The sequence below is a fragment of the Vibrio sp. Vb1755 genome, assembly GCF_033338635.1.
GTDB lineage: Bacteria > Pseudomonadota > Gammaproteobacteria > Enterobacterales > Vibrionaceae > Vibrio > Vibrio alginolyticus.
The window spans coordinates 166,580-192,708 of record NZ_JAWOTA010000001.1 but is presented as its reverse complement, the minus strand read 5'-3'; the positions used below and the strand labels follow the sequence as shown (position 1 = coordinate 192,708).

Annotated in this window: 27 protein-coding genes; 15 read left to right on the top strand and 12 right to left on the bottom strand. The window is 44.6% G+C overall.

All coding sequences use genetic code 11. The features are described 5' to 3' along the window. Positions 1-13: 13 nt before the first annotated feature. Positions 14-1,171 carry an efflux RND transporter periplasmic adaptor subunit gene (locus R7E00_RS00930; protein ID WP_258666849.1) on the bottom strand — a complete coding sequence of 386 codons (1,158 nt, stop codon included), beginning with the start codon at positions 1,169-1,171 and terminating at the stop codon, positions 14-16. 518 nt (positions 1,172-1,689) lie between these two features. On the opposite strand from R7E00_RS00930, the gene R7E00_RS00925 reads away from it, so the two are divergent. Then, a complete protein-coding gene (locus R7E00_RS00925; RefSeq protein ID WP_213917189.1) occupies positions 1,690-3,207 on the top strand; it encodes a phospholipase D family protein in 1,518 nt (505 codons plus the stop codon). A gap of 90 nt (positions 3,208-3,297) precedes the next feature. Next, entirely contained in the window at positions 3,298-3,885 is a 588-nt protein-coding gene (locus tag R7E00_RS00920) for a class I SAM-dependent methyltransferase (protein WP_017635142.1), read from the top strand. 54 nt (positions 3,886-3,939) lie between these two features. On the opposite strand, the gene R7E00_RS00915 is transcribed toward R7E00_RS00920, so the two are convergent. Continuing rightward, positions 3,940-4,410 (bottom strand): ASCH domain-containing protein, encoded by a 471-nt coding sequence (locus tag R7E00_RS00915; RefSeq protein ID WP_149192157.1) that lies wholly within the window; start codon positions 4,408-4,410, stop codon positions 3,940-3,942. Positions 4,411-4,610: 200 nt separating this feature from the next. Between R7E00_RS00915 and R7E00_RS00910 the strand changes: the two genes are divergently transcribed. Together R7E00_RS00910 and R7E00_RS00905 are read left to right on the top strand one after the other, a co-directional pair. Continuing rightward, the gene (locus R7E00_RS00910) at positions 4,611-5,456 is read left to right on the top strand and encodes a tetratricopeptide repeat protein (protein ID WP_005373890.1); all 846 of its coding nucleotides are present in this window, start codon (positions 4,611-4,613) and stop codon (positions 5,454-5,456) included. Positions 5,457-5,469: 13 nt separating this feature from the next. After that, entirely contained in the window at positions 5,470-5,865 is a 396-nt protein-coding gene (locus R7E00_RS00905) for a DUF2391 family protein (RefSeq protein ID WP_005373896.1), read from the top strand. 9 nt (positions 5,866-5,874) lie between these two features. Here the strand turns inward: R7E00_RS00905 and soxR are convergent, their stop codons facing one another. After that, a complete protein-coding gene (soxR, locus tag R7E00_RS00900) occupies positions 5,875-6,309 on the bottom strand; it encodes a redox-sensitive transcriptional activator SoxR (protein ID WP_005373898.1) in 435 nt (144 codons plus the stop codon). A gap of 201 nt (positions 6,310-6,510) precedes the next feature. Between soxR and R7E00_RS00895 the strand changes: the two genes are divergently transcribed. The 5 genes from R7E00_RS00895 to fusA all read left to right on the top strand — a co-directional run bounded on the left by R7E00_RS00895 (position 6,511) and on the right by fusA (position 13,254). Beyond that, positions 6,511-7,719, top strand: a complete 1,209-nt coding sequence (locus tag R7E00_RS00895) for an MFS transporter (RefSeq protein ID WP_262606161.1) — start codon at positions 6,511-6,513, stop codon at positions 7,717-7,719. Positions 7,720-7,905: 186 nt separating this feature from the next. Beyond that, positions 7,906-8,787, top strand: coding sequence for a LysR family transcriptional regulator (locus tag R7E00_RS00890; protein WP_025767997.1), 882 nt, complete (start codon positions 7,906-7,908; stop codon positions 8,785-8,787). Between the two features lie 101 nt (positions 8,788-8,888). Further along, positions 8,889-9,893: an N-acetyltransferase DgcN gene (gene dgcN / locus R7E00_RS00885; protein ID WP_025767998.1), complete on the top strand. Its 1,005-nt coding sequence runs from the start codon at positions 8,889-8,891 to the stop codon at positions 9,891-9,893. A 50-nt stretch (positions 9,894-9,943) separates the two neighbouring features. Next, positions 9,944-10,936, top strand: coding sequence for an N-acetyl-D-Glu racemase DgcA (gene dgcA, locus R7E00_RS00880; RefSeq protein WP_262606162.1), 993 nt, complete (start codon positions 9,944-9,946; stop codon positions 10,934-10,936). Positions 10,937-11,229: 293 nt separating this feature from the next. Then, positions 11,230-13,254, top strand: coding sequence for an elongation factor G (fusA, locus tag R7E00_RS00875; RefSeq protein WP_262606163.1), 2,025 nt, complete (start codon positions 11,230-11,232; stop codon positions 13,252-13,254). Between the two features lie 75 nt (positions 13,255-13,329). On the opposite strand, the gene R7E00_RS00870 is transcribed toward fusA, so the two are convergent. After that, the gene (locus R7E00_RS00870) at positions 13,330-13,524 is read right to left on the bottom strand and encodes a hypothetical protein (protein WP_005373920.1); all 195 of its coding nucleotides are present in this window, start codon (positions 13,522-13,524) and stop codon (positions 13,330-13,332) included. Between the two features lie 187 nt (positions 13,525-13,711). Between R7E00_RS00870 and R7E00_RS00865 the strand changes: the two genes are divergently transcribed. Beyond that, the gene (locus R7E00_RS00865) at positions 13,712-14,524 is read left to right on the top strand and encodes an aminoglycoside phosphotransferase family protein (protein ID WP_262606164.1); all 813 of its coding nucleotides are present in this window, start codon (positions 13,712-13,714) and stop codon (positions 14,522-14,524) included. Here R7E00_RS00865 and nqrM read toward each other — a convergent pair. From nqrM to R7E00_RS00850, 3 genes are read right to left on the bottom strand one after another with little or no spacing between them, the layout of a single operon-like run. Beyond that, complete coding sequence (nqrM, locus tag R7E00_RS00860) at positions 14,502-14,711, bottom strand: (Na+)-NQR maturation NqrM (protein ID WP_005373922.1); 210 nt, start codon at positions 14,709-14,711, stop codon at positions 14,502-14,504. The genes R7E00_RS00865 and nqrM overlap by 23 nt on opposite strands. 1 nt (position 14,712) lies before the next feature. Further along, positions 14,713-15,219: a NifB/NifX family molybdenum-iron cluster-binding protein gene (locus R7E00_RS00855; protein ID WP_005373923.1), complete on the bottom strand. Its 507-nt coding sequence runs from the start codon at positions 15,217-15,219 to the stop codon at positions 14,713-14,715. Beyond that, positions 15,216-15,506, bottom strand: coding sequence for a DUF134 domain-containing protein (locus R7E00_RS00850; protein WP_005373924.1), 291 nt, complete (start codon positions 15,504-15,506; stop codon positions 15,216-15,218). The genes R7E00_RS00855 and R7E00_RS00850 overlap by 4 nt, the downstream gene beginning before the upstream one ends. A gap of 500 nt (positions 15,507-16,006) precedes the next feature. On the opposite strand from R7E00_RS00850, the gene R7E00_RS00845 reads away from it, so the two are divergent. The 4 genes from R7E00_RS00845 (at position 16,007) to ompV (ending at position 19,928) form a co-directional block, all read left to right on the top strand. Then, a complete protein-coding gene (locus R7E00_RS00845) occupies positions 16,007-16,906 on the top strand; it encodes an ABC transporter permease (RefSeq protein ID WP_005373926.1) in 900 nt (299 codons plus the stop codon). Continuing rightward, entirely contained in the window at positions 16,899-18,128 is a 1,230-nt protein-coding gene (locus R7E00_RS00840; RefSeq protein ID WP_238975676.1) for a glycine betaine/L-proline ABC transporter ATP-binding protein, read from the top strand. The genes R7E00_RS00845 and R7E00_RS00840 overlap by 8 nt, the downstream gene beginning before the upstream one ends. Positions 18,129-18,395: 267 nt before the next feature. Then, complete coding sequence (locus R7E00_RS00835) at positions 18,396-18,929, top strand: copper resistance protein NlpE (protein WP_005373930.1); 534 nt, start codon at positions 18,396-18,398, stop codon at positions 18,927-18,929. A 222-nt stretch (positions 18,930-19,151) separates the two neighbouring features. Beyond that, positions 19,152-19,928, top strand: a complete 777-nt coding sequence (ompV, locus tag R7E00_RS00830) for an outer membrane protein OmpV (RefSeq protein ID WP_017635134.1) — start codon at positions 19,152-19,154, stop codon at positions 19,926-19,928. A 75-nt stretch (positions 19,929-20,003) separates the two neighbouring features. Here the strand turns inward: ompV and R7E00_RS00825 are convergent, their stop codons facing one another. From R7E00_RS00825 to R7E00_RS00815, 3 genes are all read right to left on the bottom strand, one after another. Next, positions 20,004-21,671, bottom strand: coding sequence for an ABC transporter substrate-binding protein (locus R7E00_RS00825; RefSeq protein WP_262606165.1), 1,668 nt, complete (start codon positions 21,669-21,671; stop codon positions 20,004-20,006). 160 nt (positions 21,672-21,831) lie between these two features. Then, positions 21,832-22,446, bottom strand: a complete 615-nt coding sequence (locus R7E00_RS00820) for an outer membrane beta-barrel protein (RefSeq protein ID WP_005373936.1) — start codon at positions 22,444-22,446, stop codon at positions 21,832-21,834. Between the two features lie 180 nt (positions 22,447-22,626). Continuing rightward, the gene (locus R7E00_RS00815) at positions 22,627-23,511 is read right to left on the bottom strand and encodes a LysR family transcriptional regulator (protein ID WP_005387224.1); all 885 of its coding nucleotides are present in this window, start codon (positions 23,509-23,511) and stop codon (positions 22,627-22,629) included. A gap of 92 nt (positions 23,512-23,603) precedes the next feature. Here R7E00_RS00815 and R7E00_RS00810 point away from each other — a divergent pair, with 92 nt between their 5' ends. After that, entirely contained in the window at positions 23,604-24,485 is an 882-nt protein-coding gene (locus R7E00_RS00810) for a DMT family transporter (protein WP_005373940.1), read from the top strand. Between the two features lie 63 nt (positions 24,486-24,548). On the opposite strand, the gene R7E00_RS00805 is transcribed toward R7E00_RS00810, so the two are convergent. Next, positions 24,549-25,328 carry a methyltransferase domain-containing protein gene (locus R7E00_RS00805; protein ID WP_025768005.1) on the bottom strand — a complete coding sequence of 260 codons (780 nt, stop codon included), beginning with the start codon at positions 25,326-25,328 and terminating at the stop codon, positions 24,549-24,551. Between the two features lie 170 nt (positions 25,329-25,498). After that, positions 25,499-26,017 carry a glycine zipper 2TM domain-containing protein gene (locus R7E00_RS00800; RefSeq protein WP_005373945.1) on the bottom strand — a complete coding sequence of 173 codons (519 nt, stop codon included), beginning with the start codon at positions 26,015-26,017 and terminating at the stop codon, positions 25,499-25,501. Positions 26,018-26,129: the final 112 nt, after the last annotated feature.

The window sequence follows — 26,129 nt, the reverse complement described above, 5'->3', positions numbered from 1 at the left end:
GACAAACTCCTACTTACTGTACGACGGTTTCGGAGTCGTCACTCTTTTTTGCGATTTGTACCGCCATGCCTTTTTGAGGGTACTCGGGCAAGGTCAGTACCAACTTATCACTTTGCTCTAAGCCTTCGCCCACCAGCAAAAACTCACCTTCTGCTCTCAAAACCGTGACAGTTCTGGGTTGAAGTTGATTATCGCCATTCACCACCCACACGGTACGGTTTTTAACTAATTCCTGTGGCAAGCGGTAGATGTGCTTAAGTTCCTTACCAGTGAAGCTCACTTCAACGTAGGAGCCGAATTTAATTGGAGGCTGCTGGTTATCGACACCGTATGGGTCCGCGATTTGAATGACCATGTTAATCATTCGGGTAGCACTATCAATCATGCCTAAATCACGAACTACTCGACCTTCTCTAGTGGTAGAAAACACACCTTGCTGCGTCACTGTCGCAGTGAGTTCACCAATGGATTCGGGTAAAAATGCACTATCAAAACCGGCAATGGGTACGTGCACCTCTGCCACTTCGATGTTGTTTAACGTGGCAACTCGAGAACCAGATGTAACAAATTGACCAACACCAATATCACGCTCAACAACCAGCGCATCGTAAGGTGCAACGACTTTGCAATTTTCTAACTCTCTTTTTGCTCGTTTGAGTGCCGCTTGAGCCGACTTCACTTGGGCTTGTGCGCTCAAAACGTGAGGTTTGCGTAAATACAGATCCGTCACTTGCTTATCGCTCAGTCTCTTTGCCTGACGTTTTGCCACTTCGGCTTTCGCTTGTTCCTCAATCAAGTTTGCGCGTGCACTAGCTAAATCGGCTTCAGCTTGTAGAACCGACGCTTCATAGTTGTCACTTTCAATTGTGAAAAGAACCTCTCCTCGTTTCACGATGCCACCCGTTATAAAATTCGGGTGCCAACTTATCACTTCACCACTGACTTGCGCGGAAAGGTGTGTTTTTTCAAAAGGGACTAATTCACCGTGACTGGTAATCACCACTTTGTGATCAGTAGGAAAAAGAGAAGAAGCCTGAACAGTAGGTTCTGTAATTGCATCTTTGGTTGACTCTTTTTCCGGCGCAGTTGCGGCAATTGCAGCATATCCTGCATAAGAGCCTCCAACGACGGCGAAGGGTAAAAGCCAACGTAATATGGGTTTTGCTAACATCGAAAATCCTTTTTTATTGTTGTTTTCAACACCACACTTTTATTCAGTCCATTGCTCCCGGTAAGCATGGTGGTGAGAGAATTGAATTTGAATAAACATCAAAGCGGCGCTTGCCTAGTCTTTTAAGCAGCAAACTAGATAGTTATTGCCAATTCAAAGTTAATAAAATTAACAAAAAATTAACCAACTGCGCAAGTTGCTCTGACTTAACTTTTATTCTAAACAGCAAATGACATGCCAAGCATTTATTTATTAAAAATCATATGGTTATATAAAAATCATTATTTTGTCCAGTGTGCTATTGGTCATAATCACCAGATATTAGTGATTATGACCAATACGGCCATAATGATAATTAAAATAAATGATTATCTGCGCTCTAAAAGTTGAACTTAGTGCAGGCTCTATGGCAATTCATTGATTAATCGCTCGTTATCAAACGGTTCTGGGTGCATGTGGCGTCAGCTTAAGTCTATAATTTGGAGTAGGTAACACTCTGTAAGACAAGGAAATGTGCTTTGTTACAAACACTCGCCAAGTTGCTCTTCCCCTCGCTGCTCACTATTTTATCGGCATGCTCATCCGTATCGTTGAATGACGCCAGTGAAAAGTCCACCAGCTTTCAGCTCGGTTATCAAAAGGATTCTGTTCTTGCGCAGTACTTTGAAGCTTACGGGAGAGATCCTAAGTCCATAACTGGCTTTGCACCGTTAAATCAGGGACACGATGCCCTTCTTGCTCGAACCTCTTTGATCGAGTCCGCCCAGAAAAGTCTTGATCTTCAATACTATATTTACCGTGGTGACGAAACGAGTCAGCTAATAACGTGGCGCTTGTATGAAGCGGCAAAGCGTGGTGTTCGAGTAAGGCTGTTGCTTGACGATATGCAAAAGCGAAACGACGATGTGATGGCTGCCCTCAATGCACATCCTAATATAGAAATCCGCTTATTTAACCCGCATCAGTATCGCGACTCCCGTTGGTTCGCTCTTGCTAGCGATTTTGAACGTCTTAATCGTCGTATGCACAATAAGTCTCTGATTGCAGACAGTGTTTCCGCCATTGTCGGAGGTAGAAATATCGGCAATGAATACTTCTCTTTTGAATCGCAAGTTGAGTTTGGTGATTTTGATCTTCTGCTCTATGGTGAGGCGGTACAACAAACTGCCGATCAGTTCGACCTCTACTGGAATAGCGCCTATTCGATACCAATGGAATGGATTACACCGAATTCACAGCAAATTACCGACCAAGCGATTCAAAAGCAGGTCAATAAACTCCGGTTAGAGGAAAAGTTTTCAACCGGCCGCTATGACTTCACTCAACTGGATATGTACCAAGATCTAAAACAAGGCAAACTCAAGCTCTACTGGGGAGAAGCGAAAGTATGGTTTGACCTGCCCGATAAAGTCGCGACCCGAGAGAGCCAACTTATTGATAATTTAACGGAACTGGTTAAAAGTGTTGAGGGTTCATTTGTGCTCATTTCTCCCTATTTCGTTCCAACTGAAACAGGTACTCAAGCATTAAGTAACGCGGCCAAGCGAGGCGTTGATATCACGATTGTGACCAATAGCCTCGCGTCTAACGATGTGTTTGCCGTGCATGGTTGGTACGCAAAATATCGAAAAGATCTACTCGAAGCTGGAATCAAGCTTTGGGAAGTAAAAGCGAGCGCGAAACTCAAAAGTAAGTGGAGCCTCACGGGGAGTAGCAGAGCAAGTTTACACGCTAAAGCAATGACGATTGATAACAAAACACTTTTCGTTGGTTCGATGAACTGGGACCCACGTTCGGCCGCTTTGAATACCGAAATGGCCGTTGTTATCGAACAGCCAGAATATGTGCAAATGTTTCTAGAACAACTGCCGAATCAACTGTCGAGTAACGCCTACGCCTTAACTCTGCGCGACGGGGACATTGTCTGGACCGACGTAAAAACAGGCGAAGAATACGACTCCGAACCAGAAGCAGGAGTATGGCGAAAAATGGGCGCTTGGTTCTCCGGAATATTACCGATTGAAGATCAGCTATAACAGCTGCCAATACTGCAAACCTCCCCAGTCAAGCAAAACAAAATGGACGCTAGTTTTGGGCAGGGGACACAACCAACATAAGGAAGTTCAATGCCAGCGCAATGGAATGAATACTATCAGAAAATTTTAAGCCAACCTCACCGCCCAAACGTGGAAAATGCCCTGAACCTACTTAAGATAGAAGGCAAAGTCGCTCTCGATATTGGCTGCGGAATAGGTCGAGACAGCCACTTTCTCCTCGAACAGGGATTTAAGGTTCACGCATGTGATAGCAATGAAAATGCAGTAAAAACTTGTTTAACACGCTTTGAAGGTAATAAACGATTTTCGGTTTCGCAGTGCTGTTTTACTGAATTTAATTACCCTAAGTGCAGCTTGGTTATCGCAAATGCCAGTTTGTTCTTTTGCCCTGACACAGGCTTCAAACAAGTCTGGACAAAAATAGACAGCGCATTACAACCGGGCGGTATCTTCTCCGGCGATTTCTTGGGAGTGAAAGACTCCTGGGTTACCTCCGAAATGCACCCAAACATTACCGCATTAACAAAAAAGGAAGTGGAAAGCTTATTCGAAGGTTACGACCTCATTTCATTGCATGAAAGAGATGAAGACGGGACCACTGTAGTCGGAAGCCAAAAACATTGGCACATGTTTAGTGTGACCGCTCGAAAGCGCTAAAAATGGTCTCTCAGTAAAGAAAGCAGCACTTCAAATCAGTGCTGCTATCAGAGATTAATTGACGGGATACACCACTTCAAAACGCTCTAAAACCAGCGTACGTTTCTCATGCCAAGCGATGTTCAACTCATCGCATTCAGCTTTAAAAAATGCAGTATGAGCATCACGCCACCAGTTTAAGGTTCTATCACCTTCGCCTTCTGCGAAGGCAAACTCTGCGGTTACATCCTCATATTTGCATGTACTTACGTCAGTAATTCGTATCACGCAAACCGGGTCCCCATCCCAATTCGTCACTACTTGTAAATGACCGACTTGGGGCATGATTTCACCATGCTCTCGATACCAAAGCTCCAAACTGCACGATGCAGTTTTCTGTCCAATACGAACCAAATCTGCGCATACATTCGCGTTGTATTCATCGGCACAATAATAGTCAGCACTGACTGATGGTACAGCTTCCCTTTGTTCTGGTGATAATAATTCTAGGAATTGTTCTAAGTAATCCTTAGCTCGCGCGTCCATGCTCACTCCATTAATCATAAATTCGCAAGGAGGATAAAAGATATCACAACAAATAACCATCAGGAACAAACTGAAAAACAACAAGAATATGACTTCTACGAAGACGACTGTTATTTCTTTTGTAATAACTTTGCTAAACGTTTGTGCTATTTGCTATTGTTGCATGGTCTATCTGTACTCTTCTCGTGAAAGGACGTTATATGCGCTTATTTATTGGTATTTTTTTCTCGCTGATACTTGCCTTGCCAACAATGGCATCGGAGGAAAAGTATTCAGAATCGGATCTGTTAGATAGACCATTAATGGAACGCTATATTTTAGATGAACTAAAAGCGCTGCGTCAGGACTATCAAAGCCTAGAAAAGCGAATGATCACAGAGATCACCGATCGCGAGCTAACGGTCGCAGATAAATCGTTGAACTATGCCAACGTGACCGTTACATACTTCTTCTACATCATTGCTGGTGTCGCATCGCTGATTGCCTTTGTCGGATGGCAATCTCTGCGCGAGTTTAAACACAACACCAAAGAGATGGCTGATAAACGATTGGAGAAGATCGCCCAAGAATACGAGAAAAAGTTTGTCGCCCTTGAGCGAGATTTAAAACGCAAAACTCGCATTATCAGCGAAAACAACAAAGAGATTGAGAAAATCAACGAGATCCATAACTTATGGCTACGTGCACAAAGCTCTCAAACTCCAGAACAACGTATTGAGATCTATGATGAAATCTTATTAATTCGTCCAGGTGATTTAGAAGCGTTGACTTACAAAGCCGACGCAGCGATGGAAATCAACGAATACCATTGGGCACTTAGCATTTGTAACCGCGTACTTGAAGTCGATTACACCAACGGCCCTGCACTGTATCAACGCGCGTGTGCATACTCTCGCCTTGGTATCGAAGAGCAAGCTATTGAAGACTTGGAACGCGCAATTGAATACAGCCCATCCATTCGTGATTTACTTGCCGAAGAACGAGACCTCGAATTGCTGCACGGTAATGAGCGTTTTGAAAAGCTCTTACATCTAGCAAGCGAATAATGGAATAAACAGCATGAGCAGCCACTTTAATCTAGAAGACGCTAGCCAAGTATTGGTTGGCGCTTTTGCCCTAGCAGTCCCGATCTCATTTTCGGAGGAAGCGTGGCGATTGGGTGAGAGCCTACCAATGGCAAACTTGCTCATGCTGTTAAGTCTTTCTGTCATTTTCCTCAGTTTTTTCGCGTATCAAAGCGTGTTTCAAAGCCACATCAAGAATCGCGTATCCATCTTTATTTTTCGTGTGGTTATCGCGTACCTCATTGCGGCAGTTGTGGTAGCGTTAGTTCTTTTCTGTCTTGATAAGCTGCCACTCATGAATGAGCCTTTGGTTGCGATAAAGCGCGTTATCGTCATCACAATGCCTGCTTCGATGGGCGCGATCGTAGTCGACAGTTTCGACAAAGAATAGAGATAATCGCTACTCTTCTTCTAACGTTAAGTTCGACCCCGAGTGGTCTTTCCCTAATACATCTTCTGGGTTTCGCAGTGCGCAGGTTTCTAACGACAAGCACCCGCAGCCAATGCATCCGCCTAAATCGTTTTGCAACGCTTTAAGTTTTTGAATCTTTTGTTCTAACTGTTCATGCCAATGGCTTGCCATTTCTTCCCATTGCGCTTTGTTAGGGGCTTGGTGTTTCGGCAGTTCATCTAACGCATGTTTAATTTCTTCTAACGACAACCCAACTTGCTGCGCTGCTTTGATCACCGCAACACGGCGCAACACACTGCGATGGTAGCGACGCTGATTACCTTGATTTCTCCAACTCGAAATCAGTCCTTTTTGCTCGTAAAAATGTAGGGCAGATACTTTCACTCCAGAACGTTTTGCCACTTCTCCTACGCTGATTTCCATCCTTGACTCCCTGTATATCAATTTTGTTAAAAAAACGCTTTACCTCAAGTTTACTTGAGGTTTTAAAGTTGCACCATCTTAATTAACGCTAAACCCCGGCGAGCTCAAGATAATGTGTTCAGCGCGAACGACTTGGTTGTTAAACACAAGACAGTTGGACATCAACCTTTTGAAATACATCGGGAGTTAGAGGCAAACATAATGAAAAATAAAACTCAGCCGTACTTAGCTGGCCGCTTCTTCGACAGTATCTCCTCTGGCTTATTCATGATGGCGCTGCCATGGGTCATGCTTTCCGAACCTAACATGGGTACATTCGTCGCTTTAGTTTCTCTGAGCTGCACCGCGATTTCTTTTCTAGCAGCGCCTTTCTTTTCCACTTTAATTGACCGACATTCACGCAAAGTACTACTCGTGCTCAATCAATGGATTCAATCGGGTATGGCTTTGGTGGTGTTCATTGCTTATTGGTTAGGGTTTGAGTCACACTGGTTACTGGCTTTTGCACAATTGGTGTATTGGGTTTCGAGTAATTTTGCATGGACGACCAACAACGCCTTCACCCAAGAAAATTATCAGCACCATGAGTATGCGAAAATTTCGGGTCAGCAAGAAATTGTAATGCAATCCACAACCCTCGGAGCTGGCGCGTTGGGTATTGTTTTGCTTGAAATGTGGGGTATGAAAGAGTTTGCTTTGTTTGCGGCCAGCGCCTCTGCGTTAGCAGCGATGTTCTATATTCTGACGCCTTATACCCAACAATTAAGGGCATCAAAATCCGTTGCTTTCATCGCGCAACTCAAAGAGAGCAAACAAATATTCCGTCTCGAACCTCGATTTTATGGCTTTATTCTGCTCTCTTGCCTCTCTTATCCTGCATTGACGTATTTGAGCAAACTGGTGCCGATTTGGTTTTCTGAACAAGGCATCTCTGGCGATTGGTTTGCAGGGTTCAACATCAGTTTTGGCCTCGGCTCGTTGCTAACCGGCTTTATTGTCACCAAAGTGCTAAGCCGTGCCTCCCATAGCCACATTATGTTCGCTTCGATGGTTATGGTCTCTTTTGCGCTTATCGGTATGAGTTTTGCGATGAGCCCGCTGACCATCTTATTGTTTACGGCGCTGTTTGGCGTATTTAACGCGCTAAATCGCATTGCGAGAGTCAACTGGATGCATCATACCGTAGCGGTTCATCAACGAGGTCGCGTCGATGGCGGCATCAGCATGTTTGCCACCACCATTCAATCTCTCAGTTACGTGTTAATCGCGATGTTAAGTCATTACGAGCTAACACAATACGGTTTTGCAATAGCAGCTGTTGTCATGGTGTTAGCAGTGGTTTTGATGGGATTACTCAGCCGAGACGTCGAGCCGTTTAACGACCTGCCCCTTCATGCAGCAGCAAAGTGAAGCATAGAAGTTGAGAAGTTGAGAAGTTGAGAAGTTGAGAAGTTGAGAAGTTGAGAAATTGAAAAAGCGAGATAAGAAGGCAACCAACATCGTCTTCCTATTTTTTACGCCAGCACTTTTGCCTCTATCGCTTATCAGCAAGGTTGGGTATTCTGAGGTGACCAACATGAGCAGGGGGAAATCGCAGTGAACTTAAGGCAATTAGAAGTCTTTTACGCCATTATGCAAGCAGGAACGGTGTCAGGCGCGGCTCGCTTACTGCACGTTTCCCAACCTAATGTCACTCGAGTTCTCGCCCATACAGAACAACAACTGAGCTTCGCTTTATTTGAGCGTGTAAAAGGTCGCCTCGTTCCCACTCAAGAAGCCAAAGCCTTATTGCCAGAGGCTGAAAAAGTCTATCAACAACTCGGACAATTTCGCTCTCTGACCAACAAAGTCAAACAGGGAACTCAACATTTACGAGTCGGTGCCCCGCCTGTTTTGGCCGCGCACTTGTTAGCGCCGACTGTCGCGTTGTTGTCGAAAGAGCACGGCATCTCCTTTGAGCTATTAACGGCCAATCGCGATGAGCTGTGCTCAGGATTACTGAAACATGAACTGGATGTCGCCATTGCGTTCGGTGAAGAAACACCACCAGCGATCATGGGGCACGTGTTATTGAAAGAAAACTTAGCACTGATCGCTCCTAAAAGCGCAGCGATACCCGCAGAAAAAACCGTCATTTTAGAAGAACTCATCAGTCACGATTTACCCATTATCGGTTTAGATAGCCGAGACCCTCTGGGCTTGCTGTTACATCAAACCTTGTCAGCGCGTGACGAGCATTATCAACATGCCATTACCGTCCGCAGCTACTCCGCGGCGGCTGAACTGGTGAAAAACGAAGCAGGATTCGCGATTGTAGACCCTTGGACTGCAAAACAATATCGCCAAGATAATGCCGTTTCCGTGCATGCTTTGGAGCCAAATATGTCCTTCTCTGTCTCTATTTTATTCGCAGAGCACACACCTCAATCCATTGCGACAAAGCAATTTATCACCGCTCTAAAACAACAGATGGTTTAAAGGTATAACCTGAAGTTATACCTGCCTAACAAATAAGCATTCGGTTTCCTAAATCAGTCTGGCTAAATTAATGAGCAATAACGATGACGAAGGGAACCATCATGCAAATTGCTCAACCTTACCTACTTTTTCTTGGCGATGTAACCGATCCACTTGCAGCAAAAACCGCGCGTGGCATTTACCAATGGCGACCTGAGATTTGCCTTGGCCAAATCCGCCTGACGCCAGAAACCGTATCGCTTGGTTTAACCGACATGACAATACAACAAGCGCAGCAGCAAGGAGCAAAAACGCTGGTGCTCGGCACGGCAAATCCAGGAGGCGTCATTCCCGAAGCTTGGCAAGCAACCTTACTTGAAGCGGCAGAGATGGGATTTGAAATTGCATCGGGCATGCATCAACGTTTGGCGGAATTTTCTCCTCTTGCCGATCTAGAACAACGCGGATTAACCAAACTGTATGATGTTCGCCATTATGATGCCCCGCTCAAGGTCGGCAATGGCAAAGCTCGTGCAGGCAAGCGAGTACTTACTGTAGGAACAGATTGCTCCGTTGGCAAAATGTACTCTGCCCTTGCCATTGAGTATGCATTGAAGCGTAAAAACTGTCGTGCAGAGTTCAAAGCAACGGGTCAAACCGGAATTCTCATCGCAGGCAGTGGCATTTCGATTGATGCCGTAGTTGCCGATTTTATCTCCGGCGCAGTAGAAGCGATCAGCCCTGAGTTCACCGATCACGATTGGGACATCATCGAAGGGCAAGGTTCATTGTTTAACCCTTCGTTTGCTGGCGTAAGTTTGGGCTTACTTCACGGCGCACAAGCTGACGCTCTGATACTGTGCCATGAGATTGGTCGCCCGCACATCCGCAACTTACCACATGCGAGCTTGCCAACCATTGAACAAACGATAGAAGCGAATCTGGCCGCTGCTCGCCTAACAAATCCAAACGCTCAATTAGTGGGTATTTGCTTGAACACTTCGGCGGTCAGCGAAGAAGATGCAGCCCAGTTATGCCAGGATTGGAGCGACAAATACCAAGTGCCCGTCACCGACCCTGTACGTTTTGGCGTTGATGCGGTTGCAGATAGGCTCCTTACGATTTAAGAAACATTTACGGTTTAGAAAATAACTGCGGTTTAGGGAAAACTAGTGAGATGAAAATTCATGTAGAACCTGTCACGATTGCCATGGCGACACCATTTCGCATCTCTCGCGGCAGTCGGACAGAGTGCCACGTAGTCCGCGTGACAATTGAACATCGAGGCATGACCGCCCAAGGTGAATGCACGCCATACCCTCGTTATGGTGAATCGGTTGAATCGGTGATTAAGGCGATTTCTCACGCCGCACATGAACTGCAAAGTTTGTATGCCAAAGGCGAAGCTGATGTCATGGTTCTCAAAAGCCAGCTTCAATCGTTATTGCCCGCGGGGGCGGCAAGAAATGCATTGGATTGCGCCCTTTGGCATCTTCACGCGCTTTTGAGCCACAAGCAACAGGTTCACGACCTCTTTACGTTACCAGAGGCGATTGTGACGGCGATGACGGTTTCTATCGACACGCCGCAAGCGATGGCAAAACAGGCACAAGCTTACCTTAGCCAAGGCGCAAAACTGCTTAAGGTAAAACTGGATGGTGAACACGTGCTTGAGCGCGTTGCCGCAGTACGCGATGCTGCGCCGCACGCGCAAATTGTTTTAGATGCGAATGAAGCATGGCAAGGCCTCGACCTCGCGACGGTATTTGCTCAACTCGAACCGCTAGACATCACCATGATCGAACAACCGTTGCCACAAGACTGCGATGACGTACTCGCCAGCATTCCACACCCCATTCCACTTTGCGCCGATGAAAGTTGTCACACCAGAGAGCAATTACATCAGTTGGTTGGCAAATATGAAATGGTGAATATTAAGCTAGATAAAACTGGCGGGCTCACTGAAGCACTATTATTAGCCGACGACGCCCAAAAACTCGGTTTTAGCCTCATGTCCGGTTGTATGTTGGGGACGTCGCTTGCGATGCGTGCTGCCTTACCCATTGCTGCTCAGGCAAGCGTTGTCGATCTTGATGGCCCGGTGTTGCTCGGACAAGATGTAACGCCAAGCTTGGTTTATCGCGACGGCGAAATCGTTCTTTCCAAATAGCCTAAACAATCCAGAGGTTTTGCTCCAAAAGTCAGAGCCTCTGAGTTTATGATCTCGATTAAAAAACAATCAGCCCCATCATGAAATAAGTCACATAAATTATATGGTTATTGAGGCATGCTAAGATTCCAGTAGTCCAAGAAGGTGATCTTATGCATCGAGTCATCCGGAAAATGACGTGGAAAACGAATAGGCGGTAATCCCGCCCTACTCCAATGCAGTGCGTGGGTTTCTATAACAACCCACTTCCTAGCAATTCGTAGGTTTTTCACGCCATCTTGCAAGGAGGCTCTATGCCTATCAATAAAATACGCAATATCGCTTTTGTCGGTCAAACCGGGACCGGTAAAACCACACTGATAGAAAAATTGCTCTTCACCTGTGATGCCACCCACCATTTAGGCAGCGTAGAAAAAGGCGATACCGTTACCGACTTCGACCCTCAATCCATCCAATATCAACACAGTATTGAAGCAACGCCAGTCGCACTGCGCTGGAATAAACACCGGCTCAATATCATCGACACTCCGGGACAAAACGAGTTACTTGGCCGTACGATCAGCGTTTTTCCCGCCGTTGAAACATCCGCCCTTGTCATCGACCCTCAAACACCGCTTAACCAAACTTCCGATCGCTTATTCACCTTTGCTAAAGAGCAGCAAAAATGTCAGATGATCATCATCAATAAGCTCGATAACCACGGTAATCAGTTAGAAAGATTGATGGAGAACATCGTTGAGCATTTTGGTGACCACTGCTTGCCGATCAACTTACCTTCGGCTGACGGAGAATCTGTAGTTGACTGCTATTTCGAACCAGAATTGGGACGAGAAACCTTACTTGCAACAGTAGATGAAGCTCATGAGACCTTAATTGACCAAGTTATCGAAGTCGATGAAGAACTGATGGAACTGTATCTGGAACAAGGCTCCGAACTCACCGCAGAGCAACTGCATGATCCGTTTGAAGAAGCACTAAGAACTGGACATGTGATTCCGGTCTGTTTTGTCTCAGCACAAACCGAGGCGGGCGTCGAGCTGCTGCTACGCACCTTGGCGGAGATCATGCCCATGCCAAACGAGGGTAACCCTCCTCAACTGGAAAAGAACGGCAAAAAAATCAAAGTAAATTGCGAAACCTTAGAGCACACCGTCGCACACGTGTACAAAGTCAGCGTCGACCCATATATGGGAAAACTTGCCTACTTACGTGTATATCAGGGTGAAATCAATGCGGGCAGCCAGCTTTATATTGGCGAAAGCAACAAGGCATTCAAGGTTGGGCACTTATATCAACTGCAGGGCAAAGATAGAACCGAGATCCCTCGCGCGCTTACAGGCGACTTCTGCGTTTTAGCCAAAGTGGATGATCTCGAATTCGATTCAATCGTTCATGACTCTCACGAAGAAGATGGTGTTCAACTCAAAACGTTGGATCTTCCTGACCCCATGTATTCTTTGTGCTTGAAGCCTCTTAAGCGTGGAGATGAGCAAAAATTAGGAGATGTGCTGAATAAAATTGCCAGTGAAGATCCTTCTCTGCGCATCGAACATCGCGCTCGCACCAACGAAACCATCATCAGCGGCCAAGGGGAGTTTCACCTCAAAGTCGCATTAGAAAAGATGGCGAACGTGTACAAACTGGACGTCGAAACCTGCCAACCAAGCGTCGAATACTTTGAAACCATCACCAAACCTGCCGAAGGGCATTATCGACACAAAAAACAAAGTGGCGGTGCAGGCCAATTTGGTGAAGTGCAATTGAAGGTTCGTCCACTCGAACGTGGTGCCGGATTTAAGTTCATCAACAAAGTGGTGGGTGGCGCCATTCCAACCGCGCTCATTCCTGCTGTTGAAAAAGGTATTTTGCAAGCGTTAGAGGAAGGCGCGATTTCTGGCAACCCAATTAAGGATGTGGAAGTCACCGTTTATGACGGTAAATATCACTCCGTCGATTCGAAAGAAATTGCGTTTGTCATCGCAGGTAAGAAAGCCTTTTTAGATGCGATTAACAACGCCGATCCTATTGTGCTAGAACCCATTGTCCAGATGGAACTGTACATCCCAACCGCGAATGTTGGCGATGTTTCTGGTGATTTATCTGGCAACCGAGGCTTAATCGAAGGCTCCGAGCCAATCGACAGCAGCTTCACCTTACTCAGAGCCAAGTCACCTGTAAACGAGCTGCAAGATTACGCTCGTCGATTACGCTCTATCACTGGTGGTGAAGGCAGCTTTAGTATGACCTTAAGCCATTACGAGCCTGCGCCACCAGCAGTGCAAAAACAGGTCTGCCAAGGCAGTACACAACAAGGTTAATTCCCTAAGATTCAAATCAATCACATAAACAAAAAAGCGCCCTCATTTTGAGGGCGCTTTTATGTAAAAGAAAAATTATTTATCGAGAGACAAACCTATCTGACTGATTTTGCTTTCAAACTCTTCGATGCTGTTCGCTTTGTAAGTCGGAGCACCGTTAAAGTAGCGCGGTTTCTCTGGCAGCATCGCATTTTTCAGCTCTTGTTCTTGATCGATATTGTCATGGTAAACCGTTACACGATTTGGAATATCCTGCTTCATTACAGCCATTTTGGTTCTCCTTTATTAAGACGAATAGTAAGCGTAGAACGAATTTATCGGAGTACAGGCGTAACTGTGTAAAATTTAGACACCAACGACAAAATCATATTTAAACAGTTGCATTTAATATTTTTGAGGCACTTTGTCGTGGCTATTGGCAAACGTGAGTGCAGCGATTAAGGTGAGCTCTCTCTACATGAAGACAGGAAGTCCGGTGTCGCAGCAAGAACTCAACCAAATGGGCAGTGCCAAAGTTTTTCTCATCGAAAAAGATGGCGTCCAAGTAATAGAAAAACGTAACTCTACTCAAATAGAAGTCGCGTTTTATCAACGCTATGCCGAACAGTTTAACGCGCTTGGAATACACGTACCGCGCTTGATTCAATTCGACGACCAGAAAAACGTTCTGCACATTGAATACGTTCCCCACGCAGTCGAGCAAGCATTCTTACTTGAAGATGATCGAGTCATTGAACAACTCGTCAAACTGCACCAACTTCCACCAACATCAGATGGTGTTTATCACCGCCACCAGTGGACACCACAAGCGACTCAACAAGCACTCACTACACTTAAGCTGGGCTCAGAGACAGAACAGTTCTTCCACCAGCTACAACAACGATCGGCGCACCTTTTTGATAGGCGGAACTTGATCTCCGGAGACACCAATGCAGGAAACTGGGGACAGCGCGAAAATGGCGAGCTGGTGCTGTTCGACTGGGAGCGCTTTTCTACAGGGCATGTCGCGATAGATTTAGCGCCGCTCATCGAGGGCATGGGCACATTTGATGATTACTTGAACGTAGCAGACAAATATATAAAGTGCGCAGAGAGAGGTGAAACAACAGAATTGGCGCGCGATATCGGACTAGCAAAAGCGTGGATCGTTGTCGAGGTAGTCAACATACTGGTCTCCAGAGAGAATCCGCAGACCAGCAAATATTTGGACTGGTTTCGGCAAACCTTGCCGCAATGGGCCAAAAGCCTTAGTGCTCAGGTGATGAGTTAGGCTCTGAGATTTGATATAAACGCCTTTCAGGTTCTGCGCATGAGGTTTCGCAGTTGCATACTTTATCAACACCGACGTTGTTTAAACCGCCGCAACTTCCTTGAATACGCTTGTTATGAAAAATGACGCCAAGTGACATCAACAAAATGATTGCGAGAAAACCAAGAAAGGTAAATAACCAAACCATATTAACCTGCCTTATTAGCCATCGACTCTAGCTTAAGTATAGCAGGGCTAGATGTTGCTTTGAGTAGCGCTTTAGGTCTTGCCAACAAGGAGGTTTTTGATTTTTGGCCACCACAACCACAGGAGCCGCAGCCGCCTTTTTGTTTGTGAACACTTTTCTTATGATTGTTTGATGGGCGTCCTTGAGAGGGCTCAATCAAAGGCTCTCTTGGAACCGCAAGCACATCTTCCAATGAACTACGAGTAGACAGCCTAAATACTGGCGTGCCACTGCTAAGTAGCTTTGCCAATACACGTTCACCAATATTTCGCACAAGAACAGCATCCACATTGTACCCTTGTAGAGACTGAATCAACTGAGACTTCGCATTACAACCCGCTTGTGGCATAGAAGCAATGTTCGCTAAGTTTTTTAGCATACCGTCAGTATCAGAATAAATAGCGATGTATGGTGCTTTTACAAAGTGGTTTGCCACCCGCTCACCATCATTAGGAATAGCATAAATCATAAGTTTGACTCCTCATTCGGAAAAACTAATGCATGACCTTCAACTAAACTTTTTGCGACTTTCAATCTTGCACTTTTTACTGTGTTACCAAAAGTTTGTCTAGAAACGCCCATCTGCTCCGCAGCTTGCTGCTGGCTAAGCCCCTCTAAGTCGGCTAAACGTAGCGCTTCTAACTCTTCTGGTAATATGGCGACTTGCTCCAACTGATTAAATGGAATGCCATTGGGCTTAAAGCAATGGTGAGCCGCACGTCCGCATATTCGTCTTTCTATCTTTGGTCTTGCCATCATTGTCCCTCAAAAACGCAGAGTCAAATTACGCCTTAAACTGGCATATGCCAATAACATTTTTAGCATATGCCAATAAACTAAGTTTGCAAAAATCAACACGACAAATACGTAATACATCAGCATTAATTAGACATCTAATAATTTAGGAATTTTGATGACAAACGAACAAAAAGATCAATTCTAATTAACCGGATAATAAAAACGTTAGTTTGCGCAGATTTTTCATACAAATACACGCTAATGTGTTCATTTTATTGAAGAAGAAAAACTATAATCCAAGCAAATCATTAGTTTGAACACTAATGATTGTTTTATTTAAAAGGATGTATACCTAAAGAACGAAAAAGAGAAGTTTGACGACATTGGCCTGAGCTTAAGGGGTAATACTTTCGATACAGAACCTGTCGAACGACCATTACTTGGCCTAGGTGCCCTACTCTTCTTGCCAAATTAAGTTTCTTGAAAGCGCTTAGGTATATCAGAAAAAGGAAGTACATATGTCTGACTCAAATTGGCTCAGCGAATTCCCGGAAATGGATGCCTCTGATCTCAGGGCGATTCGCAAAACACTCGACGGCGCCTACAGAGATTTCTCTCGCGAGTATGGTGAACTCATTGAGTCTCTGTTTGATCCGCTCCTGGCGTTTCTTGTCTGGTTTGAAAAACTTCTGATTTCTACACCTTGGTTCATTATTTTAGGTGTCTGCACCACTCTCGTTTATGCCGCCAGCCGCTCTTGGAAACTGGCCGCTGCATGTTTTGGTTCGCTGATTCTGATTGGCTATTTTGGAATGTGGGAAGATACTATGCGCACGCTCAGTATCATCACTGTATGTACTATGCTTGCCATCGCACTTGGTATCCCTATCGGCATCGCTATGGCGCGCTCTAATCGCATTCAGTCGGTGGTAACACCATTACTCGACGTCATGCAGACCATGCCAGCATTTGTGTATCTCATTCCAGTTGTGATGTTATTGGGCATTGGGAAAATTCCTGGCCTTATCGCAGTAGTGATCTACGCGATTCCACCGGTTATTCGTTTAACCAATTTGGGCATTCGTCTAGTTGATAAAGAAGTATTGGAAGCCGCAACCGCATTTGGTGCCAGCACTCGGCAACGGCTTTTTGGGGTTCAGCTTCCGCTTGCAATGCCAACCATCATGGCGGGAATTAACCAAACGATCATGATGGCACTGTCAATGGTGGTCATCGCATCAATGATTGGGGTAAAAGGTTTAGGTCAGCCTGTTCTAAAGTCTATTACCAATCAATATTTCACTCTTGGTCTTCTCAATGGTTTAGCCATTGTCGCCCTAGCAATCCTTTTTGACCGTGCTTCACAAGCGTATGCGAAACGCACTCAAGCTCATTTAGGAGACTCAAAACATGACTAGTCCACTTATCGAAATCAGCGGTCTGTATAAAATCTTCGGCCCCAAACCCAATAGCGTGATTGAGCGCGTTAAGTTGGGACATAGTAAAGAGCAGGTTTTAGCGGAAACGGGCCACACGGTCGGACTAAAAGACATCAACCTGCAAATTCAAAAGGGTGAAATTTTTGTCATTATGGGATTATCCGGTTCTGGAAAATCCACCATGATTCGCCACTTCAACCGATTAATCGATCCAACCATGGGGCAGATTTTGGTAGAAGGGGTGGATGTCATGCAACTTTCTAACAAAGAGCTTGAACAGTTTCGCCGTCACAAGATGTCTATGGTGTTCCAGCGCTTTGGTTTGCTGCCTCATCGCACTGTTATCGACAACATCGCATATGGTTTGGAAGTTCAGGGAATGAATAAAGAGGCGCGCTTAGAAAAAGCAAATGAATGGTTAGAAACCGTTGGACTGACGGGTTATAAGCACCAGTATCCTGCTCAACTATCGGGTGGACAGCAACAGCGTGTGGGCCTTGCACGGGCACTGGCTACCGACGCCGAAATACTGTTGATGGACGAGGCTTTTTCAGCATTGGACCCTCTGATTCGGAGCGAAATGCAAGATCAGCTGGTAGAGCTGCAACAGAAGCTGCACAAAACCATTATTTTCATTACTCATGATTTAGATGAAGCGCTTCGACTTGGCGATCGCATCGCGATTCTTAAAGACGGTGAACTTGTCCAACAAGGTTCACCAGACGAAATTTTACTGCATCCTGCCGATGAGTACGTTGAAGCCTTTGTAAAAGACGTCAATAGAGCGCGAGCACTGACAGTCGAAACGCTGATGCAGCCACCTTCGTACTGTGTTCGCGCTGAAACCATTGAAGATGCACTAAGTGAAATGAAACGTGTTAAACGTGATTATGCCTACCATGAGACCAATGCAGGCTATCAAGGCGTGATAACACAGCAAGGATTGCTAAACGCAGCGAAGTTAACTCATATATCAGATTGGCGTGATGATATCTATGAAGAGGTGCCTATCATCTCTCCACATTTAGCCATTGAGCAAGTGCTGACTGAAGTCATGTCGTGTGAACATTCACTGCCCGTCATCGATGAGCACGGCCATTTGAAAGGCGAATTAAATCGTCAGGTTATTGCGGAGCTGTTTTCTGATCAACGAAGCACAAAACGAGGCACTTCACGCTCAAGCTTCAATAACGTTTCTTAGATGATGTTGATAATACAGCTCACAACAATGTGGGCTGTTATCAATTAACTCACTCCCACTCCCACTCCCCTTTTTAGATATTTATCTGTGGGCTCAAGCTTGATACCCCAAGCAACATTTACATTGTTCTGATTTTCCTGACAATTTCATGCTCATATCCGGTTTTATTGACATAGTTAGATCATTCTATTGCTTTTTGATGACGCAAATCCTCGATAAATGTCTACTATTACTCTCATACAAAATCTTGATTTAAAGAGGGATAAAATGAAAAAGACAATGTTGGCACTAACAGGCGCGGTAATCATTCTTGCAGGCTGTCAAGATGAGAAACCTGCCGAAACAAGCGCAGTTGAAGTACCTCAGGCAACGGAAACTGAAGTCACCACCAGTGCAGACGTTACGACTGAGACAATTGACACGTTACCAGTAGAAGAAGAACAGGTAATTACTGAAGAGACATTTGTAGACTCTGAACACAACGCACAAAGTGCTCTGGACTGGAACGGCACCTACAAAGGAACACTACCTTGCGCGGATTGTGCTGGTATCGATATGACCATCACACTAAATCAAGATGGCACTTACGTACTTGAAGAAAGCTACCAAGACAAAGAAGACGGTCAATCAAAATCTGAAGGTCAATTCACTTGGGACGCAAATGGCAGCATCGTAACGTTGACAAATGAAGATGCACCAAACCAATACTTTGTTGGTGAAAACGTACTTATGAAGCTAGACATGAATGGCGAAAAAGTAACGGGTGACCTAGCACCACTATACAACTTAACGAAACAGTAAGAAGTTAGTATCAATACCTGATAAATACCCCAAATCCGAGCCACCCCAGCTCGGATTTTTTCGCTGTTTTAACGAAAGCTATTCCAGCAACCTTTCTATTCTGAAGCAACATTCTGCTTCTTACCCTGATTGTTCATTACATTTCCATACGCTTTGCCGATAGATGCTTACAACGTCATTTTGTACAGTGTTCAAAACAAAACAGAACAACTCGGAAAAATGATGAAAAAAACATTAATTGCACTACTTACTCTGACAGCTGCTGGCTCAGCTTTCGCTGGCGATACTTACATTCGTAACGGTAACATCTACAACAACGAAGGCGGTTGGAACGTAGAAGCTGGTGTGGCTCAAGGCAGCGATCTTTTCAAAGATCAAAAGCATAATACAGCACCAATTCTCAACGGTGGTTACCATGGTGACGACTTTAATGCCGACCTAAGTGGCATTAACTACCGCTTCTTCGGTAACACCAATGAGTTAATCAACATGAGTGCCTACCTTGTAGGTAGTGGTGTAATGCGCGACGGTGATACAGCGAAAAGCCTGAAAGGCACAGATAAACGCCGTTTCGCCGTCGATCTAGGTTTAAACGCAGACTTTACACTGGATCAAAACAACGTCATTTCTACATACCTTCAGCACGATATCAGCGGTGCTTACAAAGGTTACTTAGCGGGCGCGACTTACTTCCACATCATGAAATTCGGTAGTGTTGATTTTGTTCCTTTTGCTAACCTAACTTATCAAAGTGAAGACTACGTAGATTACTACTTTGGTGTGAAACAACGCGAAGCAAACGCAAACCGCAAAGCATACAAAGGTGATTCAACGGTAAGCTATGGTGTGGGCTACAAACTTGTTATGCCAATCAACGACAACTGGCAAGTAAGCCAAATGACACAATACACGCGCCTAGGCAGCGGTATCAGCGACTCTTCTATCGTTGATAGCGCAAACCAATGGGTTGTTGGCGCAAGTGTGTCGTACAACTTCTAATCCGATACGCCCTTATAAAGCCATCATTTCGATGGCTTTATGTGTTGGACATTTGCATAATCTTGAACACCGACTCTAGTGTGAATGAGCAATCCATAACCTATGTAAATCGCTATAGCCTGTATTCTTCACCTGCACACCTCGCACTTGCTGTGTTTTTGTCACTTCTTCGTAGCCAACAAACAAAGGCAAATATAGGTACTGATCGCGCAGCGCTTTCTCTAGGTTTAATAAAGACTGTAGCGAGTGATCATCTGCCATCGCCCTGCGAACCTTTTCTCTATGGCTTAACATCTGGCTTTGATCAAAACTAAAACGCAGTCCAGTTGCTATCGACAGCCATTCGAAGATGCCATATTCAAATGGTGCTTCCATGACTTCCTCAATGAAGAGCAAATCTGCTTGGTGAGACACTACCTCAGGAAAACTAATGTCATCAATAACAATGATCTCTAACTCTAATCCCGTTGCACGAATCACACTGTGCAACCATTCGGAATGACGAATTAAACTCGGAATCGTCCAGACAGGTTCAGCTAATACCACTTTACCTTTCAGTTTAGGTATCACAACACCATCTGTTATTGATAAATCTTGCTCGTGAGTCTCTAACTGAATGCTGTCAACGGCACTTGGCGCATCATAAATTCGCTTTTGCACATGGATGTAATCAGCGAGTTGATACCAAGTCTCTTTTGTGAGTTGGGATTCCACGCGTTCGCGGTAGGTCAAATATGAAAATGCGCTAATTTTTTCCACTTCAACGTGATCGGAGCTTTGGTTAAAGCTCAACATATTTAAGGTTTTAACATCACCATGAGACAGCGTTATTTGATCTAACAATGCGCGTGCTGAAAAATACTCTTTGTGCGCTTCAAGAGTCATACTCTCCTGGTTCCAGCCGCTGATTTTAAATGGTCCAGTCCCTATGTGGTAGGAATAACTAGAACCGAAAGAGACGACATCTCGACATAGAATAGACGCATGAGGAGTTGCTAGCATGTATGGAAACAACTTGTTCGGATACTTCAATATAATTTTTAAGCAGTTAGATGTTTCTGCAACCACGCTATCAATACACTGCCAGAGCTCGTGAACTGGTCCTTTTATCTCCCTAAGTCTTTCTATACTCCAAACCACATCCTGTATGTTAAGGAGCTCGCCATCATGGCGATATATGCCTGGCCGCAACCATAACGTCATTACCTTGCCTTCCATTTTCCATTCGTGTGCTAACGATGGCTCGATACCACCATTGGAATTTTGGGTCAGCAATACGTCATAAACGCTTTTCGCGACGTGTAATTCAGTGTGACGGTAAGTATTCGCAGGGTCGATTTTGGATACCCAAGGGTAAGAAGAAATCAAAATAGCGTTATTTGATTCATTCAATCGATTCACTTTTTCAGAAGCGATAGTTAGTGCTCTAACCGCGGTTTGACCGAACCAATCAATAAGTTTCGTTATTGAGTTCATTCTTCCTCTGCCAAGCTCCTCAACCAAAAACTCGGTCATCGCTTGTTGGAGGGAAATATTAATACTGAGACGGCTAGCGTTACTTCGGCCAATCGCAGGTTGCCAATCGACCCAATCGTAAGTGGCAAGCTTTTTCATCACAATAGAAACATTGCGCCTCGACGTGCAAATCACCGCTTCTAGCTCAGAAAGCGTAACAAGGTGATACTGGTGAGGTTCAAAGTGCTTTAACAGTAGATCCAGATACCTAAGATTGACATCGTTCACAAAGATTCCTAAGAGTTATTCCAAAGCAAAAAAATAGCACAGGACGCTTAGCAACTAAACTTCCTGTGCTATATCTAAACAAATTCAAAGCTTGGACTCAGCTCGACCAACAGAAGTCAAAAACGTTTACTAAGCCAAGAGGTAACTTGAATAAGTATTCTTAGAAACGGTAGCTCATACCTACAGAGAACACATTGATGTCTGCATCAACCGTTACTTTTTCATTGCCAAATTTCGCAATGTCTAGCTCAGGCATCATGTATTCCCATTCAACTTGTAGAGCAAAGTTTTCAGTAATAGCGAACTCTGCGCCTAAACCGTACATGCCTGTTACAGTGCTGTCAGAAATGGTGGTATGGCCTGCGCTACCGTCAATCACAGAGTTGCTAATTTTGAATTCAGCATTGAAGTAAGAAAGACCAGCTTTAGCAAAAAGGTTGAAACGATCGCCAATCGGTAGAGTCGCTTTTGGCTGAATCGATAGATACTTCATATCACCAACAGTAACAACTTTGCCGTCTAAAGCATCGTAGCCACCAATGGCTGCTTCTAGAGAAATGTATTCGTTGAATTTGTAACCACCGAATACTTTGCCTGAAAGGCTTGAGTCATCTTCAAGTTTAAGTTTAGTGCTAGCGTTAGTACCACCACCATTGATAGAGCCATTAACATCACCAAACGATGCTTGACCTACAGATGCACCAACGTAAGGAGCTGCGTTTGCAACAGAACATGTTGCTAGAAGGGCTGTCATTAGCCATGTTTTTTTAAACATTGTATTTCACTGCCTGTTAATTATTGAGGTTGTGTTTTGCCCATCCTTAAGCATGCCATGCTATCCATTTCACTTGGTTTCAAAACCAAGTGGATGTTAATGAATAAAAACTCAATAAAACATGAAATATTTAGACACAACTTTGCCACTTTCTTTCTTAATTTTGACAATTTAGTCATTTCACAAGCATTGCTGCTTCAACCAGTTAGTGAGTTTGATGATTTCCGCTTGCTTGGCTCGACTCTTTTTATGAATAAAATAAAAGCTGTCGCCGGTTTCCAATCCATGAGAAGGGATGTACACCAAATCGTGCGCTTTATCTCTTTCATTGAGCATAAAATCATTCGCAAATGCGATGCCTTGGTCATAACGCGCCGCCTCTATTGCCAACAACATATGACTAAAATGTTGAACATCGACATCTTTCGGCAAGGTGTAACCGCCCGCTCTGCACCACTCAGCCCAGTCTTTTCCTCTCTCACGATAAATTGAGTCTGTCGACAAAATAGGGTATCGCCAAAGCGCTTCTGGAATCGGTTGATCTTGCAACTCTTTCCAAATTTTATGGCTGCAGACCGGATACAGCGTCTCCGCGTATAACTTTACCGACATGTAGTTTCGCTTTGGCTTTTCTACCGTGATGAAACAATCGCCAACGCTGTCTGTCTGTTCAGGATCACCAACGACCATATTGAGTGTCAGATCGATTTCTGGATGTAAGCGCTTAAAATCAGACAAACGCGGAATAAGCCACTTTACGGCAAGCGAGCTATAAATCGCCAACCGTATGCTGCCTTTGTCCCCTTCTCGCACCTTTTGGCTGGCCATCGCAATTGAGCTAATTGCTGGGCTAATATCCTCTAAATAGCGGGTGCCCGTATCGGACAAAGAGAGCTTTCTGCCTTGACGGATAAATAATGATTCACCCAAATAATCTTCTAATAATCGTATCTGGTGGCTAACGGCACTTTGCGTCACATTGAGTTCTTCAGCAGCAAGCGAAAAGCTAGAGTTTCTGGCAACAGATTCAAAACAGTGAACCGCTCTGAGTGGTGGCAATTTCATTATCTAAAAATCTCATACTTAAACTAATAAATATCACTTCACTTCATCCTATGACATCACCTACTCTTTGGCAAAGAAAGAGGAGAGGAAAAGTGAAAGTTACATCGGTCGGAGCAGCGATGCTGCTATTAATTGTTGGAAATCTCATTGCGGTGCTTTCGGACTCTTTAATTAAAAGTGTCGGAAATGAAGTGCCTATTTTTCAATTTGTCTTTTTCCGACAAATTTCAGCGGTGCTTTTCCTGCTGCCAGTCTACTTGCTAACAAAAAATGCGCCTTTTCTTGAAGGGTTTAAGTGGCATGCTGTTCGCGCTCACGTATGGTTACTTGGTGCAATATTCATGGTTTTGGCGATCTCATCTTTACCGCTCGCAACTGCGAACGCGATCTTTTACGCCGCGCCATTGATCATGTTGCCGCTTGCAGCAATCTTTTTTGGAGAACAGTTGTCTAAGCAATCGGTCGCCGCAGCGATAATGGGCTTTGCCGGTGTATTGGTCATCATTCGTCCAGACCAAATCGATTGGGCAGCGATTTCAGCTTTAGTTGTTGCAATTACTCTAGCAATCAATAACTTGCTCATTCGAAAACTGCCAAAAAATCAGTCTGTGATGCAAACGTTATTGATGACAAACTTGGCAGGTATTCCAGTAGCCTTCTTGCTTGTTCTGATCGAAGCAGAACCTTGGGACTGGAGTGCTTTCCCTGTTGCTGCTGGCTCAAGTTTGTTCATCATGATTTATGCAGCAACATGTGTCATCGCTTACCGCTCGATCGATAGCAACAAAATTGCCAGCGCTGAATACAGTGGCTTAATTGGTGCCGTGTTTGTGGGATTGATTTGGTTTGGAGAAGTGCCTGATATATTTATGGCAATAGGAACCATTATGATTGTTGTGCCTCTGGTTTGGCTTTCTAAACGAGAGCGTCGCAAGAAAAAGTTGCAAGAGCAACAAGAAGCGCACGTTACTTAAAGTTGTGCTCTAACCCAAAGACTAAAAAACCGAGCCGTAAGTGCTCGGTTTTTTTATGTGGCTCTAATCGGTTTTTACGTAAGCGACTACGTGAGATAAAAACTGCCTTGCAAAGCGATCATTAAACCGGATGCGATATTCATGATCGGCTTCCGACACTAGACGCCAGCCTTCAGCAAAGTATTCTTTGATATCATCAACCGCCTCTTCTTTATTTTTGATGTGTTTCGCGTTCCACTGATAAGTGCAAGAGACAACGATCAGCCCACCCACCTTGGTGGTTTTTTTTAGAGCATTGATCACGCTAAGTGGCGACTCACATTGATCAATCACATTTAAACATACGACTAAATCAAAGCGAGATTGGAGAGTATCAAGCTCAAAAGGCTGGTTAATTAGCGTCAAATCAACATGAGCACATTTCTGTACGATATCTCTATTCTCTACCTCTAAAGTGTTTAAGGTGTTCACATCGTGAAGGTAAGTAAGCTCGACGCGTTGTTCTTCTATTAATAGTTGCTTCAAGCCATCCATTAACCTATTTGAAGGCTCCACAAGCGTCGCTTCTCTAAGGTTAGGTAAGCGTTGCACTAACTCATAATAATTTCTTCCCAGCGCCGCCCCAACCTCAAGTAGGGAATACGGCTGAACGCTGCTTTCGATTACCGCCTGCGCAATAAAATCAGCAACTTGGGAGCAGTGAGGTGATGACAAAAAAGAAAGTGGGACTTGTTTTGAGCGACTGGTTATCATCTCAATCTGTTGATCCTCAATGAACTTGTCGAACCATTGCGCTTCGAAATAACCAGCCAAACCGTGCTCGGTCAGGTAAAAATCTTCCATGTTTTTTCCGTTCGTACTTTTAGAAAAGTGATTGTATCGAACACGGAAATTAACGGGTATTTCTGGCCGCACATTCCAATAGGAAAACAGATGAAAACGCCGCTTGTGTGAAAAAGCCCTTTCATCTCAAAGATAAAAGGGCTTGTTAATCGCTTCGGTTAAGTCGCTAACTATTGTGGTAGAACAACGTTACCATCTTGAATTGGGAACGTTTTTGTCGCTGGCTTGCTCGCCAAACGAACCGTCGTTGGTGCACCTGAAACTTCGTAAGTGACGTCGTAACCCACTACTTTATCAGATGTCGTATATTCTGTATGACACTGTTTTTTCGTCGTTGTTACTACATCACCTTTTTGCACATTCTCCTGGATCTTACGACCTGTCAGTGCACCAGCAATCGTACCAGCTGCAGTTGCAATCACTTTACCTGAGCCACCACCGATTTGGTTGCCCAGCGCTGCTCCAGCTGCTGCGCCACCAACCGTACCAATAATTTTATTGTCATCCGCAGGGGCAACTTGCTCGGTTACTACCACGTCTTTACATACTTGGTGCGGCTTTTTCACCGTTTCAGTCACCGCTTCAACCAAAGTAATGTTTGCTTGAGTTGGAGCTGGTGGCGTTTTGTCTTTACAGCCTGCTAGTACAGCAACAACTGCCGTTGCAATTGCGATAGATTTCATATTCATGATTTACATCCCAGTATGGTTTGCTTTGATGAGCGTTATGGTAAATCGCAAAAGGGAAATCACATCAGACGAAAACAAACCCTCTGTTATTAACAAGTAAAGAAACACTGTT